This is a genomic window from Nannocystis sp. RBIL2, assembly GCF_026626745.1.
Classification (GTDB): domain Bacteria; phylum Myxococcota_A; class Polyangia; order Nannocystales; family Nannocystaceae; genus Nannocystis.
In genome coordinates this window covers 5,937,476-5,955,772 of the sequence record NZ_JAPNJW010000001.1, presented here as the reverse complement: position 1 = coordinate 5,955,772, position 18,297 = coordinate 5,937,476, and the positions used below count along the sequence as shown (strand labels likewise).

Sequence of the window (18,297 nt, the reverse complement as noted above, 5' to 3'; positions counted from 1 at the left end):
ACATCCCATGAAACTGCCATCCAGAGGCGTACTCATCCGGATCTGCATCTACGTCCCGCTGCTCGCCTTCTTCGGCTGGCAGGCCTGCGAGAAGTACAAGGAAGAACAGCGGGCCGAGCAGGAGCTGAAGGCCGCGCCGGAGATCGAGGGTCGCAAGCACACCTTCACGCTGCCCGACGGCAAGTCGGTCGAGGTCGTCGAGATCTCCGAGGACCAGGCGCGACAGATGGGGTTCGACCCCAGCAAGAGCGGGCCGCCGAGCAAGGCCGAAGCGCCCGCGCCCGCGCCCGCCACGGACGAGTCCAAATCGCCCCCGCCGGCCCCCGCACCGGCGAATTGACCGGATCTGCACGATCGCGTAACCCTCACGAGCCATGGAGCAGAAGGACTTCTTCAAGCGGTCGGCCAAGGCGCTCGAGCACATCGACGCCAACCTCGGCGCGCTCGAGCTCGAGGAGCTCGACGTCCAGCTCGCCGGCGACGTACTCACGCTCTCGTTCAAGGACGGCGCGCGCTTCGTCATCAACGCCCACAGCGCGGCCGGGCAGATCTGGATGGCCGCCGGGACCACCGCGTGGCACTTCGACTTCGTGCCCGAGCAGGGCAAGTGGATCGCGCGCAAGTCCGACGATGAATTGATGGCGACCGTCGCACGGGTGGTCGGCGCCAAGCTCGGGACCGAGGTGTCCCTTTGACCAGGTGATCGCGTGCGCGAGGTCCGACCTTCCTCGGCGGCTCTGGGCCTCTTCGCGGCGCTCGCGGCCGCGTGCTCGCAGATCACCTCCGAGACCGAGCTCCGCACGACCGTCCGCCCTGACGCCAGGCCGCTGGCCCAGCAGACCCGCGTGGTCGCGGTCGCGGTCGAGGCGCGCTGGTCGCAGCGCGGGCCCAGCCTCGAGGTCGAGCTCCGCGAGCTCCGCTCGTGCCAGACGGTGGCGCACCTGGCCGCGCGGCAAGAGGAGCGGATCGTCCGCAAGCCCGACGCGATGATCTACTTCGAGTACGGGCTGGCCGCGGTGGCGCTCGGGGTGTCGGCGCTGGCGTTCGCGCGGCCCGAGCTGTTCGCGGCCGAGGCGGCGTACGACGCGGAGCGCATGCAGTACGTCCGCGATCCGAAGACTGGCCGTCGCGTCGGCGGGGTGTTCACCGCGGTCGGCGTGGGGCTGTTGACCGCGGGCATCGTCGACAGCGTGCGCGCGCGCGACCGGGTGCGGGTCAGCGACACCGTGGCGCTGCGCGAGGGGCCGGTGAAGCCGTGCGATCCGCCCTCTGGACCGGCGAGCGGTCGCGCGGTCGAGCTGGTGCTCGGCGATCGCGTGCTCGGCAGCAACGCCGACGCGGAGGGCCGCGTGCGCTTCACGTTGCCGGCCGAGAACGAGATGTCCCTCGAGACAGATTCTTCTCCAAGAGCGCTGGCGGCGACGCTGCGGGTCGGGTTCGCGGGGACGCTGCCGATCTCGCTGGTCGCCCCGTACGCGCACACTGCGGACGCGCCGCACACGGGCACGGCCCAGTCGGGGGCGCAGTGACGGGTGTGCGGTTCTGGGGAGTCGCCCAGCTCGGCGCCCGGACGGCGAAGCGGAGGTCGCTGCGCAGAGCAGCGGTCGGCGCGAGTGAGGTGTCGATGACCACGGCGAGCGGAAGGACCAAGTCGCCGCGCAGCATTGTGGCGCGAGCGAGGTGTCGATGACGGCGCCGGCCCACGATGCTCGCCGGAGCGGGCGCGAGGACGAGGTCGCTTCGACACCAGCGAGGTGGCGATGACGGCGCTGGCGTACGTCGGGCTCGGCAGCAACCTCGGCGACCGGCTGGCGACGCTGCGCGCGACGGTCGAGGAGCTGCGCGCGGGGGTGATTCCGGCGACCGAGCTGCTGCGCTGCTCGCCGGTGTTCGAGACGCGACCGCTGGGGCCGTCGCTGCACCCGTTCCTCAACGCGGCGGTCGAGCTGCGGACGGAGCTGGCGCCGGAGGACCTGCTGACCGAGCTGCTCGCGCTCGAGGCGCGACACGGGCGGACCCGGCGCGAGCGCTGGGAGGCGCGCACACTCGACCTCGACCTGCTGGTCATGACCGAGGACGGCCGCTCGCTGCGGGTCGACACCGACCGGCTCGTGCTGCCCCACCCGGAGCTGGCCCGCCGGGACTTCGTGCTGGCCCCGCTGGCGGCGCTGCGCCCGGACCTGCGCCCCGGAGGCGGCGCCACGGCGGCCGAGCTGCTGGCTGCGCTGCCGCCTGCCGACCGCACGATCCTCGCGCACGACGGCTCGCCGCTGTGCTAGCTTCCCGGCGCCCAGGCGGATAGCTCAGCGGTAGAGCGGCGCCCTTACAAGGCGCGGGTCGCAGGTTCGAACCCTGTTCCGCCTATACCAGCAAGAAGGGGTCGAGCGCGCGGATGCCTCGGCCCCTTCTTGCTGCCTGCGCGCGACTGTTTTTCATGCGCCTGTCCTTCGGGGCAGATCACTGGCAGGCACGGTCGGGCCGAGCGCAGTCCCTTTCGACATGTCTCACCGGACATGTTTCGATGCGCTATCCTTGGAAGAAGGCGCGACGTGAACATCTCGGCTTCCGCGCTGCCCCATCGGACATGTCCTCACAGGCATGTCCTCCGGGACTTACAGCGACCAACGACAAAAGGCCGAGCGCACCGCGCTCGGCCTCCGTTCAGCGCGCGAACCCGGCCTTACGGGCAGGGGAAGATCGCGTCGAGGGCGGCGATGCCCTTGGCGACATCCTCGGCGGCGGGGCTCTCTGCGCTCCACAGGCCGGTGAGGTCGGCGGCGGCAGCAGCGTCGCGCTCCTCGGCCTCGCGGTCGAGGACGGGGCCGGCGACCTGCAGGAAGGCCCACAGCACGTTCGTCTCGGCGCTGCTGCACGCGGCGTCGATGTACTGCTGCATGTGGTCGCGGACGATCACGGCGTAGCCGCGATGGAGGCCCTGGTCGAGCTGCTCCCAGCCCTGCTCGAACAGGTCCTGCTGGTCGGCGGGCAGCTCCTCGAGCAGCGGGTAGTTGCCCATGTCCTGGGCGATGTCACGCCAGCAGCGGGTGGCCAGGATGCCGTCGTGGATACGCTCGTGGGCGTTGGCGCTGAGCGTGTTGACCTCGGCGCCCATGCCGATCGGGGCGTCGATCGCCTCGCCGCCGGTGTAGTAGGCCCAGGCCGAGTCGCAGTCCTTCGGCGCGACCGTGGCGCAGGTGTTGGCCTCCTTGTACACCGAGAGGTAGAGGAACCAGAGCAGGCCGCCGTGAATGCGCGCGGCGTGGATGTTGGGGTCGCCCTCGCCGGCCTGGCCGGCGGCGAACGCCTCGTCGACCAGCGGCTTCATCCCGGACGGGCCGACGCAGCGCTCGGGGTACTTGGCGGCCAGCGCCTCGACGGTGCACTGCTTGTCGGCGTCGACCTGCGGGTCCCACTCGTCTTCGGGGATCGCCGGGTAGTGCAGGTCTTCGCGGCGGACGAGGCGCGACTCGAGGCCCTCGGGCAGGACGTACTCGTTGCGCGCGGCGGTGAAGTCGTCGGCGGTCGGGTCGGCCTTGCGCCACAGCAGGTCGGCGATGTTCTCGTAGGCGACGATGCGGGCGATCGTGCTCGGCGGGCTGTCGACGAGGGTGTACGGGCCCGTGTCGGACACGCAGGCCGGCCACTCGTCGTCGGCCGAGTTGTTCTCGCGCGGCTGGTAGTCGGTGGCGAGCGGCTCACAGCCGGACTCGTCGATGCCCGGGATGTCGATGCAGGCGCCTTCCGTGGTGGTGCCCGGGTCGGTCGTCCCCGTGGGCTCGTCGGTCGTCCCGGTCGGCGTGTCCGTCGTCCCGGTCGGGACGTCCGTCGTGGCAGTCGTGTCGGTCCCGTCCGTCCCGTCGGTGGTGTCCGTGGTGGTCTGGTCGGTGGTCGGGGCGGTCGTCGGCGAATCGGTGGTGCCCGGGTCTTCGGCCGGACAGGCGGTGAGCGCCACCAGGGCGGTGCAAAGGGCTAAATTTCTCATGGGTAACTCTCGGTGTGGGTTACCCGCGACGGTATCCACGCCGGTACCCTCGGCCTACGGCATTTCCCCGCGGTCCGTCTCAGAGGGGATCCACCCGGCGCGAAAATCGCCCTGGATGGCCCCCACGATCGGCCCAGCACCTGCCCGAATGTTCTTATGCGTCGGGCGAGACGAGGCCGATGCGGATCGCGTGGCGCACGAGGCCGGCGACGTGGTGCACGTCGAGTTTGGCCATGATGCGGCCGCGGTGGCCCTCGACCGTCTTCACGCTGAGACTGAGCTGGCGCGCGATTTCCGGGCTGGAGCGGCCCTCGGCGACGAGCTGGAGGATCTCGCGTTCGCGGTTCGTGAGGGCGTCTCCCGGCTGCGGTTCGCGCCCGCCGGGCCTGGCGTCGCGCCGCGAGTCGTGGAGGACGATCTTGGCGATCGACGGGCTGAAGAAGGCGTCGCCGTGCGAGACGGCCTGGATCGCGGCGACCAGGTCGGACAGGCCGGAGCCCTTGAGCAGGTAGCCGCTGGCGCCGGCGCGGATGGCGGGGCGCACGTACTCCTCGCCGGAGTGCATCGACAGGATGAGCACCTGCGTGGTCGGGAAGTCCTTGCGGATCGCTCGCGTGGCGTCGACGCCGTTCAGCTCGGGCATGCCGAGGTCCATGATCGCGACATCGGGCTTGTGGGCGGCGACGGCCTCGACGGCGGCGCGGCCATCAGCGACCTCGGCCACGACCTCGATGTCGTCGCGCACGTCGAGCAGCGCGCGCAGTCCCTCGCGCACGATCGTGTGGTCTTCGGCGAGGACGACCCGGATGGTCTTCTTGGTGCTCACGCGCGGACTGTATCATGCGACGACGACGGCCGAGTCGTCGCCGTCGTCGCTCAGGGCCCGCCGCGGCAGCTCGACGCGGATGGCGGTGCCGGAGCCGGGCGCGGTGTCGATGCGGAGGTTGCCGCCCAACAGCTCGACGCGCTCCCGCATGCCGACGAGTCCGCGGCCGCCACTTCCCTCGCCGCGCTCGCCGGGGACAAACCCTCGACCGTTGTCACGGACCTCCAGCACGATGTGCGCGGGCTCGACCCTCAGGACCACCCGCAACTCGCTGGCGCAAGCGTGGCGTGCGGCGTTGGTGAGCGCCTCTTGGATCACCCGGTAACACACGCTCTCGAGCGCGGCGGACAGCCCGCCGTCGGGGACCTCGAGCTCCCGCGAGATCTCGAGGTCTTCGCGCTCGAAGTCGTCGCACAGCCGCTCGATCGCGGCGACCAGGCCGACGTCGTCGAGGATCGCCGGGCCCAGCATGCTGACGGCGCGGCGGATCTCCTCGAGCGTCGCGTCGACGATCGTCAGCGTCCGCGCGGCCATCTTCGCCACCTTGCTGTCGGGTTCGGCGAGCTGGACCATGAGCTGGAGGTTGATGCGGATCGCCGTGAGCGCCTGGCCGGCGGAGTCGTGCAGCTCGCGGGCGATGACGCGCCGCTCGGCCTCCTGGAGCAGCACGGCGCGCGCCGACAGCTCGCGCAGGCGGCCCTCTTTCTGCCGCAGCTGCTCGTAGGCCTCGCTGAGCTGCGACGAGCGCTCGGCGACCTGCTGCTCGAGCGTCTGGTTGAAGCGGGCGAGCGCGGCCTGGCTCTGTTCGATGCGGCGTTCGGCGCGGGTGATGGCGCCGAGTGGGATGAAGTAGAGCAGGCCGGCGAGGCCGACGCCGAGCAGGCCGAACGGGCCGAGCAGCAGGAGCGCGGCGGTGCGGGCCTCGGCCAGGCTGACCGCGACCCACGCGTGGCCGACGACCTGCTCGTTGAGGACGATCGGCGCGGCCTCCCAGGCGAGCGGGCCGGCGCCGGCGGTCGGGCTGGCGATCGACTCGGTGTCGAGCGGGATCCGCACGCCCGAGCGGTCGGAGATCTCGATGCGCGCGGCCCCGGCGTTGTCGACGTAGGCCCGCAGGTGCGCCAGCAGCTTGCCGGCGTCGTAGCGCCACAGCACCGGCCGCTCCTGCACCTCGCGCGCGATCGCGTCTGCCGCCTGCACCGCGGTCGTCCGCGCCTGCTCGCGCAGGCCCCGGGCCTGCAGCGCGGCGTAGGCCAGCGGCGCCGAGGCCGACACGAGCACCAGCAGCAGCACCACCAGCGGCAGCATGCGCGCCGACAGGTAGCGGCGCAGGCCGACCTTGCCTGACCGGGCGCGGCTCGCGGGGGCTGTCTTTTCAGACATGTGCATCCTCCGGACGGCGCGGCTCGGCGGATGATGGGTACGAAAGGACATGTCCGTTCGCACCTGAGCGGACGGTCATGCCCATGAGGACATGTCCGATCGCCGTTGCGCGAACGGTCATTGGACGTCCCGCGGTGGAGCGGGGCCGCACAATGATGCGGATGTCCGAGAGGACATGTCCCTTCGCACCTGGACGGAAAGTCATTGGACCTCCGGCAGCGGGATGTAGCCGTGGGCCTTCATCAGCGCGCGGCCCTCGTCGGAGTGGGCGAAGCGGATGAATTCGGCGGCGAGGCCGCTCGGGGCCTCGAGGGCGGCGAACGCCAGGTCCTTTGAAAAGGGGTAGCGGCCTGACTGGACGCTGGCCTCGCTGGGGCCGTAGCCGTCGAGCTCGAGCGCGCGGAGGGGCAGGCGCTGCAGGCTGATCGCGCCGACGTCGAGCAGGCCGACGGCGCCGGGGGTGATGGCGAGGGCCTCCTGCATGGCGCGGTCGTGGAGGACGACGCGCCAGCGGTGCTCGCGGTAGGCGGCCTCGTCGGCGGCGGCGAAGGCCGGCAGGGCCTTGGCCACGGCGGCGTGGCCGGAGTCGCCGCGCTCGCGCTGGAGCACCGTGATCGGCGCGCCGTCGGACCAGCGGGTCTTGCGACCGGCGAAGATGTCGGCGAGCTCGTCGGTGGTGATCGCGGTGTCGGGCACCGACAGGTTGACCGCGACGACCACCGGCACGCGGGCGTAGGGGATCGCGTCGACGCCGACCAGCGCCTCGCGCTCGCGCAGCGGACGGGAGATCAGGCCGAGGTCGACGACGTCGTCGTAGACCGCCATGACGCCGCCCGACGAGCCGATGCTCTCGAACACGACGATGTGCGCGTCGGGGCTCCTGGCCACGAACGCGTCGGCCAGCGCGCGCGTCAGCGGGATGTTGCTGCCCGAGCCGGCCAGGTGCAGCACGCCGTGCGGCCGCGGGGTCGAGCGCTGGTAGAGCAGCGAGTTCTTCGGGACCTGTCCCTCGAGGAAGGGCGGGTCGCTCGAGCCGGCCAGCAGCGGGGCGACGAACACCGCGGCGAGGATCGCCACCCCGGCCACGCCGAGCAGCACCGCGGCCCACAGGGCGGCGAGCGACGCGGAGGCGCGCGGGTCGGCGGTCTCGGCCATGGCCACGGTGTACTCCATTTCAGAAGCCGACCTCGATAAGCACGTTGGCGCCGCGCCCGGGGCCGTTGATGCTGGAGCCGTGGTAGCGGTAGGCGGCGTTGGTGACGTTCTCGAGCACGAGGACGACGAGCGCGTGCGGCTGCAGGCGGTAACCCGCGCGTAGATCGAGCACCGCGAAGCCAGGGGTGCCTCCCTGAGGGATCCGCTGGTCGTTCTTGTCGGTCTCGGTGAGGCGCGTCTGCGGCCGGGCCCAGCGCAGCGCGGAGCTGGCGAAGAAGCCGAGGCGGTGGCGCCAGTTGATCTCGACGGTGCCGTTGAGCGGGGGGATCCGCGACAGCGGGACGCGCACGGGGTCGAGGCCGGTCACGGGGTTGGGACCGTCGCCCCAGGTGTAGGCCGCGGTCGCGCGCATGCCGAAGCCCTTCGGCAGGAACAGCCGCACCGCGCCGTCGACCCCGCGGATGTGGCTGGTGCCGACGATGTTGGCCAGAGTGACGTTGTAGACCGCCGCGCCGCAGACCACGTCCTCCGGCGGGCACTGGTCGCGGTCGAAGCGGACCCGCGTGATCAGGCGATCGATCCACGACTGGAACGCGAACAGCTGCAGCTCGATGCGCGGGCGCTCGATCCTGAAACCTGTCTCCAAGGACAGGGCCCGCTCCGGCCGCAGGTTGGGGTTCTCGTACTGCTGGCCGGCGCCGGTGGCCTGGCGGCTGGTGAGGTCGTCGAGGTTGGGCGCGCGGAAGCCCTGGTCGAGGTTGGTGATCCAGCGGAGCCCGTCGACGAGGCGCACTGCGATGCCGCCGCCGCCGACGCCACCGCCCCAAACCTGATCGATCGGTCGCCGGCCGACCATGGCGTCGAGGTTGCCCGGCGCCTGGGCGACGACCAGCGAGCCGCGGCCGCCGGCGCGCAGCTCGACGCGGTCGAACAGGCCGAGCCGCGCCTCGGTCCACACGCCGGAGGTCAGATAGCGGCTGCCGCTGGCGTACTGCGAGGTGGTCGGGGTGGTGATGCCGACGTCGAGGAAGGTGTTCCAGGCGTGGCTGCGCAGGGTGTCGAAGTAGGCGTCGAGGCCGTAGTTGACCTGGAAGTCGACGCCGCGGGCGAGGCGGAATTTCTTGGTGCCGATGTTGAGGCCGGTGCCGATCGTGTAGACCTCGTCGCGGCCGATGATGCGGTAGGTCGAGTCGGGCCCGCGGTCGAACCGGCGCCGCTCGTGCTGGTGCTGGTAGCTGACGGTCCAGCGCACGCTCTCGGCCGCGGCCGGGCCGTCGTGCACGTCGTAGGCGCCGTAGACGAGGGTGCGGAACTGTTCGTCGTAGGTCAGGCACTCGCTCTGCGGCGCGGTGACGGGTGGGCAGCGATCGGTGCGAGGGGCGTCGAACTGGCGGTAGTCGTAGTAGCCGAGAGTGAGGCGGTGCTTGTCGTTGACCTGATAGACGAGGCGCGCGTCGGCGGTGAACTCGCGGAAGCCGGTACCGCGCTGGGTGACGCCGTCGGCCGCGAACAGCGGCGACTTGACGGGCTGACCCGTGCTCGGGGACAGCAGCTTGCCGCCGGCGCGGAGCAGCCCGACGTCGCGGTAGCCGACGCCACCGAACAGGCCGACCTTGCCCTTGTAGCCGACGTCGAGCTGGGCCCGTCCGCCGATCTCGCCGTCGGCGGTGCCGGTGCGCATCATCGCCTTGGAGTGGCCGTACCAGCCGCGCGGGCCGCCGAGCTCGAGCGACGGATCGATCGGCGTCGCTAGCAAGGCCCCGCCCATCGCGTCGGAGCCGTAGCGCGTCGAGGAGGCGCCGCGCAAAACCTCGAGCTTCTGCAAGGTGCGCGAGTCGATGGTGAAGAAGTACTGGTTGGGGCCGTAGCGGAAGGTGCTGTTGTTGAGGCGGATGCCGTCGAACATCATCACGGTCTGCTGGCCGGTCAGGCCGCGCACGAACGGCGAGCCCTGGCCGTGCGCGGTCTGCTGGACGTAGACGCCCGGCTCGAAGCGCAGGGCGTCCGGAGCCGAGCGCGGCAGCCGCTCCTCGAGGTCGCGCCGGGTGACGACGCTGGCGGCCCGGGTGTCGTGGGTCGCCTGGGCCCGCGTGTCACGGACGGTGGTGCGCCCGACGGTGCGCGCCTGCTCGGTGGCCTCTTTCGTCAGCTTGGTCGGGGCAGCCGTCGGCGCGGCGGTCGGGGCGCTCGGACCCTCGGGGACAGGTCCCTTCGGACCTGTCTGAGAGGGCATGCCTCGAAGGACAGGTGCTGGCGCGGCCGCGGCGGGTCGCGCCAACGCCACGACGACGGCGACGACGAGCCACGACGAACGGAGGGGGGAGACCACCGGGCCCGCGGATTGTCGCGCCGAGGTGCCTGCAGGGCAAACCCCCGGAATTGGAGCAGGTGGATCCACCCTATCACCACGCCAGGCTGAGCGATCGGGCTCGGAAAACCGTGAAATCCTCGAAAGGTGCGCGGCTGCCGGCAGCGTCCTGGCGAATTCACCGCCGGCGCGGGAGATCGGGCGCGCGCCGCCGCTCGCGCTCCGAGCGAGACATGTCCTGGCGGACAGGCTCGATGCTCGGAGATCTCCGCGCGGCGCCGGTCCGTCGCACCGCGAGTGACATGTCCTTCAAGACATGTCCTTTTCGGCATGTCTCGAGGTCGCCCGCGAGCGTCGCGTCCGCGCCGACGCTCAGGGGTTCGGCTCGTCGCCGGGGAACGGCTTGCGCAGCTCGGCGAGCAGGGCGGCCTCGGGGGTGCCGGGCGCGGGCTCCTCGGCGTAGCCCCACTGCACGTGCGGCGGGAGCGACATGAGGATCGACTCGGTGCGCCCGCCGGTCTTGAGGCCGAACACGGTGCCGCGGTCGTAGAGCAGGTTGAACTCGACGTAGCGGCCGCGGCGCAGCTCCTGCCAGCGGCGCTGGTCGGGCCCGTACTGCGTGGGCAGGCGCCGGCGCGCGATCGGCAGCCAGGCGTCGAGGAAGCGCAGGCCGCCGTCGCGGATGAAGCGCAGGAGCGCCTCGTCGTGCCCGGGCCGCGTGGCGTCGACGAACAGGTGGTCGAAGAAGATCCCGCCGACCCCGCGCGACTCGCCGCGGTGTTTTAAATAGAAGTAGCGATCGCACCAATCGCTGAAGCGCGGGTAGTCGCCGATGCCGGGGTGCGCGTCGCAGAAGCGGCGCCACACGTCGTGGAAGTGCGCCTTGTCCTCGGCGAAGTAGTAGTACGGGGTCAGATCGGCGCCGCCGCCGAACCACCGCCGGTCGCCCTGCTCGATGTAGCGGAAGTTGGCGTGCACCGTCGGCACGAACGGGTTCGTCGGGTGCAGCACCAGCGAGACGCCGGCGGCGAAGAAGCTGGCGCCGGTGCCGGCGAGCTGGCTGGCGAACTGCGGGTTGAGCTCGCCGAACACCGCCGAGGTGTTGACGCCGCCCTTCTCGATCACGTCGCCGCGGATCACCCGCGTGAGGCCGCCGCCGCCGCCGGGCCGATCCCAGGCGTCGGACTGGAACACCCCGCTGCCGCCGGCCTCGCGCTCGAGCGCCTCGATGGCGGCGCAGATCGTCGACTGCACCTCGACGACGGCGTCGTGCGCGCGGCGCTGAAACTCGGTGTGAAAACTGGTCGCGGACACCACGGCGCGAGTGTATGCCGCGGACGAGGACGCGCGCGCGCGCACGTTCTGCGGTAGGCTCACGCGCGTGGCGCCCGAACTCGCGGCCGAGATCCCGCTGTCGACCGAACGCCTCCGCCTGGCGGTGACCGGGCTCGGCGGGATCGCGGGCGCGTTGGTGCTGCCGATGTTGTCGTCGTGGCTCGGGTTGCTCATGCAACTGCTCGAGGGCGACCGCGGCGGCCTCGGCCCGCGTCCGCGCCTGTCGGGCCTGTCCGCGCTCAAGGCGCTGGCGTTGACCGTGCTGCTGGCGTTCATCGCCGTGAACTGGCAGAAGGCCGCGGGCGAGCTGCGACAGATGCAGGCCGAGGCGCCGATCCTCGGCTCGACTCTGGCCGGCTTCGGCGTCGGCCTGGTGTTCTGGGCGATCTACGCGGTGGGGATATCCTCGCTGCGCGCCGACTTCGAGCGCGCGCGCCTGAGTCGCCGGATCGGCGGCCTGCTGCGCTGAGGCGCGCCTCCGCGCCACCCGCGTCGGCGATAGTTTGCCAAACTGCCGGGCGTGACCGCGCCGCAGCCCCCGGCCCGCGACGACGCAGCCACCCTCCCCGCGTACACGCTCGCGGATGGGGCCACCCTGGCCGCCGATGGGGCCGCGAGCGAGCGCCCGCGCGAGCAGCCGAGCCGGATCGGCCGCTTCACGATCATCCGCGAGCTCGGCGCGGGCGGGATGGGGGTCGTCTACGCGGCCTACGACGAGCAGCTCGATCGCAAGGTGGCGATCAAGCTGCTGCACGGCGCGGCCGACCACGCGACGACGCAGGGCCACGCCCGCCTGCTGCGCGAGGCCCAGGCGCTGGCCCGGCTGTCGCACCCGCACGTGGTCGCGGTCTACGAGGTCGGTAGCTTCTTGGACCATGTCTTTTTGGCCATGGAGTACGTCCAGGGCGAGAGCGTGCGCGCGTGGCTCGAGGCGGCCCCGCGGCCGTGGCGCGAGGTGCTGCGGGTGTTCATCCAGGCCGGTCGCGGGCTCGCGGCGGCCCACGCGGCCGGGCTGGTCCACCGCGACTTCAAGCCCGACAACGCGATGGTCGGCGACGACGGGCGCGTGCGCGTGCTCGACTTCGGGTTGGCCCGCGCGCCCGAACCGGAGGCGGCGAAGACGGAGCAGGACGCGACCGCGACCACGCGCAACACTCTCGGCTCGCCGCTGACCGTCGCCGGGGCGGTGGTCGGCACGCCGGCGTACATCGCCCCGGAGCTGTACCTGCGCCTGCCGGCCGACGCGCGCTCGGACCAGTTCGCGTTCTGCGTCGCGCTGTGGGAGGGGCTCTACGGCCAGCGCCCGTTCCAGGGCGACACCTTGCAAGCGCTGGCGCTGGCGATCTGCGAGGGCCAGGTGACGCCGCCGCCGCCGGGCCGCCGCGCGCCCGCGTGGCTGCACGCGGCGCTGGTCCGCGGCCTCGACCGGGACCCCGCGCGGCGGTTCGCGTCGATGGAGGCGCTGCTGGCGGCGATCGGCCGCGACCCCGAGCGCGTCCGCGTCCGCCTGCTCGGGGCCGCGGTGATGCTGTGCCTGACCGCGCTGATCGGCCTCGGCGTGCGCAACGCAGCGGTCGGCCGCGCCGAGCTGTGCGTCGACGGGGCGGCGAAAATAACAAGTGTTTGGGGACAGGTCCAAAAGGACAGCCTCGCGGCGGCGCTGGCCGCGACCGGCCTGCCGTACGCCCGCGATGTCGGGGCACGCGTCGGCGTGCGCCTCGACGCCTACGCTGCGGCGTGGGCGGCGGCCCACCGCGACGCGTGCGAGGACACCGCGGTGCGCAAGGAGCAGTCGCCCGAGCTGCTCGAGCTGCGCATGGCGTGCCTCGAGGGTCGTCGCCACGCGCTGGCCGAGACGGTCGCGCTGCTGCGCGAGGCCGAGGCGCCGACGCTGACGCGCGCGATCGAGGCGGTCGAGGGCCTGCCGGCGATCGAGCCGTGCGCAAACCCCAGCTACGTGCGCGCCGAACACCCGCTGCCGGCGACCGCGGCCGAGGCGATCGCGGAGGCGGGCGCGCGCAAGCGGTTCGAGCGGATCGAGGCGCTGACGAAAGCGGACCGCGGACACGAGGCGGACCTCGAGCTGCAACAGGTCGAACGCCTGGCGCTGCCGCAGCACCTGGCGCCCGAGCTCGCGCTGGTCCGCGCGTCCGTCGACGTCGCCAACTCGCGCCGCGACGCCGCCCGCGAGAACTTCGAACAGGCCTACCTGGCGGCCCGACGCGTCGGCGACGACGCGGTCGCCAGGCGCGCGGCGCTGTCGCGGATGAACCGCCTGAACGAAGACCACCGCCTGCGGCCCCTGTGGGACCTGTGGTCGCGGCTGGCGGAGGTCGAGGTCGAGCGCTCGGGCACGCTGCGCGATCGACTGTCGCTGCAGCTCGCCCGCGCCAACTACCTCCGCTCGGCCACGACCGAGTACACTCGCGCCTACGACCTCCTGTTCCCCGCGCTCGAGGAGTGCGAGGCCGATCGAGAGTGCCGCAGCTCGACCCTCAGCCCGTATCTGATGGACGCCCTCGGCATCGTCTACACCGAGCTCGGAGACGGCGAGGCGTCATTGGCGATGAACCGCCGCGCGCTGGCCCGCTGGACCGAGATGTTCGGCCCGCGCCACCCCGTCGTCGCCGGCTCGCTCGACAACATCAGCGGGTCGCTCGAGCTGCTCGGCCGCTACCAGGAGGCGGCCGAGACCGAGGAGGAGGCGCTGGCGCTGCGGCTGGCTGCCGTCGGCCGCGACACGGTGGTGGTGGCCCAGTCGTACAACAACCTCGCGGGGGTGTTGATGCAGCTCGAGCAATTACCGCGCGCCGCGAGCTACTTGCGCGAGACGGCGCGGATCGAGGAGAAGCTGTACGGGCCCGATTCGCCCGAGCTGGCGGTGACGCTGATGAACCTGGGCAGCGCGCTGCACACTCTCGGCCACCAGGCGGAGGCGCTGCGGCTGCTGCAGCGCAGCGAGCAGATCCAGCGCACCACTCTGGTGCCGTACCACGCGGAGACGATGTTCACGCAGGCGCTGCTGGCCGGGGTGTTCCACAGCCTCGGCGACTACGCGGCGTCCGAGCGCCACTACCTGGCGGCGCTGAAGGTGATCGAGCTGCGCCGGGCGCCCGACCACATCGGCGCGGCGATGGTGCAGCAGAACTACGCGGTGCTGCTGCGCCGGCTCGGCCGGACCCAGGAGGCGCTGGCGCTGGTGTCGCGCGTGCGCAAGCGGGTGTCCGAGCGGGTCGGCGAGTCGCACGTGTACCTGGCCGATCTCGACACGATGATCGCGGTGCTGGAGACCGAACTCGGCGACACTGCGGCGGGGGAGCAGCACGTGCGTCAGGCGCTCGCCCTGCAGGACTCGACGCTCGCGCCGGACGACCCGCGCCGCTTCGAGACGCTGCTGGTTCTCGCCTACCTGCTGCGCGAGCGCGAACCCGCGGAGGCGCTGGCGCTGGTGGAGCGGGCGCTGGGGCTGCTGGCGGCCGCCCACCCCGAGCTCGTGTCGGCCGCAGAGCTGCACGAGACTCTGGCGATCGCGCTCGTGCGCACCGGCGGCGACCGCAGCCGCGCGCGCGAGTCGGCCTGCCTCGCGGAGCAGCTCCGCCGTCGCTCCGGCGACCCGTCGCCCGCGAACCACAAGCGGCTCAAGGCGCTGGGGCTGCTGACGCCGCCGTGCCCGTGAGCGGAGAATCATTCATGTCGCGGAGGACATGTCGCATTCGACATGTCCACCGAGACACTTCGATCTCGCCGCCGCTCACGGCCGCAGCAGGCCGACCACCGCCAGCGCGAGGCTCCACAGCACGCACTGCAGGTGGCCGGCGCCGGCGACGAGGAGGATGAAGCGGCGGCACTCGTCGCGCTGCTCGGCGTCGGCGCTGCCGAGCAGGGCGACGCTGCGGGCGACCAGCGCCAGGGCCGGGGCGGCCAGCAGGGCGACGCCGACGACGCCGAGGCCGGGCACGACGAGGCCGCCCATCAGCGCGGCCATCACCAGCAGCTCGAGGCTGTGGCGCCGGGCCGCCCACTGCCCGCGGCGCACCGCGTAGCTGCGCTTGCCCGTCGCCCTGTCCGAAGGGACATCCGGCAGTGAGGTGAGGATGTGGCCGACCACGCCGATCAGGAACAGAGGCGCCAGCGCCAGCCACGGGAACGCCGCCAGCGAGCCGGCCTGGACGTAGAAGCCGAACAGCGGCAGCACCACCCCGGTGCCGAGGCCCTGCACGACCTCGCCGCCGCCGCGGTACGCCAGGCGCAGCGGCGGGAAGTTGTAGATCCACACCAGCAGCGCGGCCGCGGCCACGAACACCGGGGCCCACGGCCGGCCTGTCCCGAGGGCCAGGTAGAGCGACAGCCCGAGCAGGCCGACCAGCGCCAGCCAGGCCGCGTCCCGCAGCTCGCCCGGGCGCAGGCGGCCGTCGGGCAGCACACGCGAGCCGCCGGAGAACTCGTTGTAGGTGGTGTTGGCGGCGTCGGTGTCGCGGTCGGCGTAGTCGTTGCTGAACACGATCACGAGCAGCAGCAGCGCGGCGAACATGTGCGCGGCGTACAGGGTGCCCAGCGAGAACGCGCCGGTGTAGGCGAAGGCGAGCGCCTGCCCGAGCCACAGCGGGACGACGAGGTTGACCTGGGCCAGCGGCCGGGACGCTTGCAGCCACGCGGCGGGGTCGAACATGCGGCGCTACGTTAGCACTACTCGAACACGAGCACGTGGGCGGCCCAGTCGGCGCCGCCGCGAAGGATCCGCTCGTCGCGCACCGCGGCGGCCGGCGAGGCGCCTCCGCGGATCCGCGCGCGCACTGCGTCGAAGAAGGGGCCGGCCTCGCGGTCCTCGACCGGCGCCGGCGAGGCGCAGCAGGGTCTCGCCGGCGATCGCCCGCGCCAGGCCGAAGGCGCCGCGCAGGCGGGCCACTTCGGCGCGCAGCTGCGGCCTCGCAGCGTCTTTTAGAACATTCTTTTTATGAAGATCCGAGGCTGCGGGTGCGCGCCTTCGCAAGTGGACCCTCGTGTCCGCTTCCTTCAGACTGAGCCGCACGGGAGTCCATGTCTTCACGTCACCTGGTCGATCCGCAGCTGGCGCCTTTATTAAATGCCTTGCCCTCGTTCGAGCTGAGCCCGCAGGCGCTCACGCAGATCCGCGCGCTCATGCCGCCCGCGAGCGAGCCATCGCCAGATCTGGCTGCATCGGAGCGGCTCGTCCCCGGGCCCGAGGGGGAGCCGGACGTGCGCGTGGTCGTCTACGAGCCGCGGCGCCGCCTGGGGCTCGGGCCGGCCTACTTGCACATGCACGGCGGCGGCTACGTGATGGGCTCGCCGCACCTCGCGGTCGCGCGCAACCAGGCGCTGGCGAGCGCGCTCGGCTGCGTGGTCGTGTCGGTCGACTACCGCCTCGCGCCCGAGACTCCGTTCCCTGGCCCGGTCGAGGACTGCTACGCGGCGCTGAAGTGGCTACACGAGCACGCCGAGGAGCTGGGCGTCGATCGCAAGCGGATCGCCATCGGGGGCGAGAGCGCCGGCGGCGGGCTGGCGGCTGCGCTGGGGCTGCTGGCGCGCGACCGCGGCGAGGTGCCGGTGGCGTTCCAGTTGCTCGTGTATCCGATGCTCGACGATCGCACCTGCGTCGAGGCGGACCCGAACCCGCACGTCGGCGAGTTCGTGTGGACGCGGGAGAACAACCACTTCGGCTGGAAGGCTCTGCTGGGCGGCCAACCCGGCGGCGAGGATGTCTCGCAGTACGCTGCGGCGGGCCGCGCCGGCGACCTCACGGGGCTGCCGCCGACCTACATCGCAGTGGGCGCCCTCGACCTGTTCCTCGGGGAAGCCGTCGCGTACGCGCAGCGGCTCCTGCGGGCGGGCGTGCCGACCGAGCTGCACGTGTACCCGGGCGCCTTCCACGGCTTCGACCTGGTCGCGCACGCCGAGGTCGCGCAGCGGTTCGAACGCGAGCTGCGCGACGCCCTGCGCCGCGGGCTCCGACCGAGCTGAGGCTCGTCGCCTCAGTGGGTCGCTTCGCGCTCGGGCAGCAGGAAGCGGTAGCCGACGCCGCGGAGCGTCTCGATGTACTGGCCGGCGGCGCCGAGCTTCTTGCGCAGGCGCTGCACGTGGGTGTCGACGGTGCGGGTCGTGACGTCGACCTGCACGCCCCACACGTCGTTGAGCAGGGTGTCGCGGGTCTGGACGCGGCCACGGCGAGCCAGCAGCGTCGCCAGCAGGCGGAACTCGAGCGCGGTCAGGGTCACGCGGCTGTTCTGGACCCACACCTGGTGGCCGTCGTGATCGACGCGCAGCAGCTCGTAGTGCTGCTCCTCGGTCGCGTGGTCGTCCGCGGTGCGGCGGCGCAGGATCGCCTTCACTCGCAGCAGCAGCTCGCGCACGCTGAACGGCTTGGTCACGTAGTCGTCGGCCCCGAGCTCGAAGCCGACCACCCGATCGATCTCCTCGCTGCGCGCGGTGATCATGATGACCGGCGTGCCACGTGTCCTTTCGGTCATGCGGATGTTGCGACAGACCTCGGTGCCGGCCATGTCGGGCAGCATCCAGTCGAGCAGGACCAGGTCCGGCGGCGGGCTCTGGCCCATGAGCGACAGCGCGGAGCTGCCGTTCTGGGCGGTGAGGGCGCAGAAGCCCTCGCGCTCGAGGCTGAAGCGCAGCGAGTCGAGCAGGTCGCGCTCATCGTCGACGATGAGGATCGTGGCGGGCATGGTTTCTTCCTAACAGGTGCGCTGCGGGGCGGCCCCACAGGCTCGCGACAACGTCGTGACTCAGTCGTGATCGCGGAAGCCGAGGAGCTTGAAGGTCTGCGTGGATTCGTGCTCGACGAGCGAGGCGAGGATCTGCAGGCGGCGCTCGGCGCCGTCCTCGCCGCGGACGACGAGGTGCGGGCGCTCGTGGAACACCACGCCGGCCCGGCGGACGGTCCGGCGTGGTTCGAAGCGGACGAACTCGAGCGCGGCGCCGCCGTGGTGGTCGAGCGCGCGCAGGAGGTCGTCGGCGCTCTGGCGGGCGTGCATGTCCCACAGCAGCTCGCGGCCCATCGCCTCGGCGGCCGGGTGGTTGGCGATCGCCGGGAACAGGCGGCCGGTGTACTCGTCGTGGCTCACCGTCAGCGCGGCGAGGGCCGCGGCGTCGCCGTCGACGAGGCCGGCGACCACCGCCTCGCCGAGCGCCTCGATGCTCGGCAGGCCGCCCGCGAGCGGCTCGTCGCCGACGTGCGGCTCCTCGGACGGCGCCGGGCTCGCGTCGCCGACAGGCTGCGCCTCACATGCCCCGAAGGACAGGCAGAGCGCGAGCGTGGCGGCGACGCGGAGCATGCGG

At 72.2% G+C, this 18,297-nt stretch carries 16 protein-coding genes and 1 tRNA gene; 8 read left to right on the top strand and 9 right to left on the bottom strand.

Annotated features, from left to right (window positions below):
- Positions 1–7 precede the first annotated feature (7 nt).
- The 5 genes from OV090_RS23725 (at position 8) to OV090_RS23705 (ending at position 2,364) form a co-directional block, all read left to right on the top strand.
- Positions 8–340: a hypothetical protein gene (locus OV090_RS23725; RefSeq protein WP_267706541.1), complete on the top strand. Its 333-nt coding sequence runs from the start codon at positions 8–10 to the stop codon at positions 338–340.
- Between the two features lie 34 nt (positions 341–374).
- Positions 375–695 (top strand): iron donor protein CyaY, encoded by a 321-nt coding sequence (cyaY, locus tag OV090_RS23720; protein WP_267706539.1) that lies wholly within the window; start codon positions 375–377, stop codon positions 693–695.
- A 12-nt stretch (positions 696–707) separates the two neighbouring features.
- Entirely contained in the window at positions 708–1,529 is an 822-nt protein-coding gene (locus OV090_RS23715; RefSeq protein ID WP_267706537.1) for a hypothetical protein, read from the top strand.
- A 231-nt stretch (positions 1,530–1,760) separates the two neighbouring features.
- Entirely contained in the window at positions 1,761–2,279 is a 519-nt protein-coding gene (gene folK / locus OV090_RS23710) for a 2-amino-4-hydroxy-6-hydroxymethyldihydropteridine diphosphokinase (protein ID WP_267706536.1), read from the top strand.
- A gap of 13 nt (positions 2,280–2,292) precedes the next feature.
- Positions 2,293–2,364 (top strand) — tRNA-Val (locus tag OV090_RS23705).
- A 316-nt stretch (positions 2,365–2,680) separates the two neighbouring features.
- On the opposite strand, the gene OV090_RS23700 is transcribed toward OV090_RS23705, so the two are convergent.
- The 6 genes from OV090_RS23700 to hemF form a co-directional block, all read right to left on the bottom strand.
- Entirely contained in the window at positions 2,681–3,982 is a 1,302-nt protein-coding gene (locus tag OV090_RS23700) for a hypothetical protein (protein ID WP_267706535.1), read from the bottom strand.
- A 154-nt stretch (positions 3,983–4,136) separates the two neighbouring features.
- Positions 4,137–4,808: a response regulator transcription factor gene (locus tag OV090_RS50835; RefSeq protein WP_267706534.1), complete on the bottom strand. Its 672-nt coding sequence runs from the start codon at positions 4,806–4,808 to the stop codon at positions 4,137–4,139.
- A 12-nt stretch (positions 4,809–4,820) separates the two neighbouring features.
- Positions 4,821–6,191: a sensor histidine kinase gene (locus OV090_RS23690; RefSeq protein ID WP_267706532.1), complete on the bottom strand. Its 1,371-nt coding sequence runs from the start codon at positions 6,189–6,191 to the stop codon at positions 4,821–4,823.
- A 201-nt stretch (positions 6,192–6,392) separates the two neighbouring features.
- Positions 6,393–7,364 carry a substrate-binding domain-containing protein gene (locus OV090_RS23685; protein ID WP_267706530.1) on the bottom strand — a complete coding sequence of 324 codons (972 nt, stop codon included), beginning with the start codon at positions 7,362–7,364 and terminating at the stop codon, positions 6,393–6,395.
- Position 7,365: 1 nt separating this feature from the next.
- Positions 7,366–9,579: a TonB-dependent receptor gene (locus OV090_RS23680; RefSeq protein WP_267706528.1), complete on the bottom strand. Its 2,214-nt coding sequence runs from the start codon at positions 9,577–9,579 to the stop codon at positions 7,366–7,368.
- A 447-nt stretch (positions 9,580–10,026) separates the two neighbouring features.
- Positions 10,027–10,968, bottom strand: a complete 942-nt coding sequence (gene hemF / locus OV090_RS23675; protein ID WP_346660398.1) for an oxygen-dependent coproporphyrinogen oxidase — start codon at positions 10,966–10,968, stop codon at positions 10,027–10,029.
- Between the two features lie 67 nt (positions 10,969–11,035).
- Here hemF and OV090_RS23670 point away from each other — a divergent pair, with 67 nt between their 5' ends.
- Both OV090_RS23670 and OV090_RS23665 read left to right on the top strand, forming a co-directional pair.
- Positions 11,036–11,458 (top strand): hypothetical protein, encoded by a 423-nt coding sequence (locus tag OV090_RS23670; RefSeq protein ID WP_267706525.1) that lies wholly within the window; start codon positions 11,036–11,038, stop codon positions 11,456–11,458.
- Between the two features lie 51 nt (positions 11,459–11,509).
- Complete coding sequence (locus tag OV090_RS23665) at positions 11,510–14,665, top strand: tetratricopeptide repeat protein (RefSeq protein ID WP_267706523.1); 3,156 nt, start codon at positions 11,510–11,512, stop codon at positions 14,663–14,665.
- 75 nt (positions 14,666–14,740) lie between these two features.
- On the opposite strand, the gene OV090_RS23660 is transcribed toward OV090_RS23665, so the two are convergent.
- Complete coding sequence (locus tag OV090_RS23660; protein ID WP_267706521.1) at positions 14,741–15,658, bottom strand: prenyltransferase; 918 nt, start codon at positions 15,656–15,658, stop codon at positions 14,741–14,743.
- A gap of 368 nt (positions 15,659–16,026) precedes the next feature.
- Here OV090_RS23660 and OV090_RS23655 point away from each other — a divergent pair, with 368 nt between their 5' ends.
- Positions 16,027–16,968 (top strand): alpha/beta hydrolase, encoded by a 942-nt coding sequence (locus tag OV090_RS23655; RefSeq protein WP_267706520.1) that lies wholly within the window; start codon positions 16,027–16,029, stop codon positions 16,966–16,968.
- An 11-nt stretch (positions 16,969–16,979) separates the two neighbouring features.
- Here OV090_RS23655 and OV090_RS23650 read toward each other — a convergent pair whose 3' ends face one another.
- Together OV090_RS23650 and OV090_RS23645 are read right to left on the bottom strand one after the other, a co-directional pair.
- Positions 16,980–17,684, bottom strand: coding sequence for a response regulator transcription factor (locus tag OV090_RS23650; protein ID WP_267706518.1), 705 nt, complete (start codon positions 17,682–17,684; stop codon positions 16,980–16,982).
- 60 nt (positions 17,685–17,744) lie between these two features.
- Positions 17,745–18,293 (bottom strand): hypothetical protein, encoded by a 549-nt coding sequence (locus tag OV090_RS23645; RefSeq protein ID WP_267706516.1) that lies wholly within the window; start codon positions 18,291–18,293, stop codon positions 17,745–17,747.
- Positions 18,294–18,297 lie beyond the last annotated feature (4 nt).

Excerpts from the sequence above, each read along its gene's own strand:
- cyaY (WP_267706539.1), top strand. The coding sequence starts at position 375 with ATGGAGCAGAAGGACTTCTTCAAGCGGTCGGCCAAGGCGCTCGAGCAC.
- OV090_RS23660 (WP_267706521.1), bottom strand. The coding sequence starts at position 15,658 with ATGTTCGACCCCGCCGCGTGGCTGCAAGCGTCCCGGCCGCTGGCCCAG.
- OV090_RS23650 (WP_267706518.1), bottom strand. The coding sequence starts at position 17,684 with ATGCCCGCCACGATCCTCATCGTCGACGATGAGCGCGACCTGCTCGAC.
- folK (WP_267706536.1), top strand. The coding sequence starts at position 1,761 with ATGACGGCGCTGGCGTACGTCGGGCTCGGCAGCAACCTCGGCGACCGG.
- OV090_RS23645 (WP_267706516.1), bottom strand. The coding sequence starts at position 18,293 with ATGCTCCGCGTCGCCGCCACGCTCGCGCTCTGCCTGTCCTTCGGGGCA.
- OV090_RS23725 (WP_267706541.1), top strand. The coding sequence starts at position 8 with ATGAAACTGCCATCCAGAGGCGTACTCATCCGGATCTGCATCTACGTC.
- OV090_RS23680 (WP_267706528.1), bottom strand. The coding sequence starts at position 9,579 with ATGCCCTCTCAGACAGGTCCGAAGGGACCTGTCCCCGAGGGTCCGAGC.
- OV090_RS23655 (WP_267706520.1), top strand. The coding sequence starts at position 16,027 with ATGTCTTCACGTCACCTGGTCGATCCGCAGCTGGCGCCTTTATTAAAT.
- OV090_RS23690 (WP_267706532.1), bottom strand. The coding sequence starts at position 6,191 with ATGTCTGAAAAGACAGCCCCCGCGAGCCGCGCCCGGTCAGGCAAGGTC.
- OV090_RS23700 (WP_267706535.1), bottom strand. The coding sequence starts at position 3,982 with ATGAGAAATTTAGCCCTTTGCACCGCCCTGGTGGCGCTCACCGCCTGT.
- OV090_RS23685 (WP_267706530.1), bottom strand. The coding sequence starts at position 7,364 with ATGGAGTACACCGTGGCCATGGCCGAGACCGCCGACCCGCGCGCCTCC.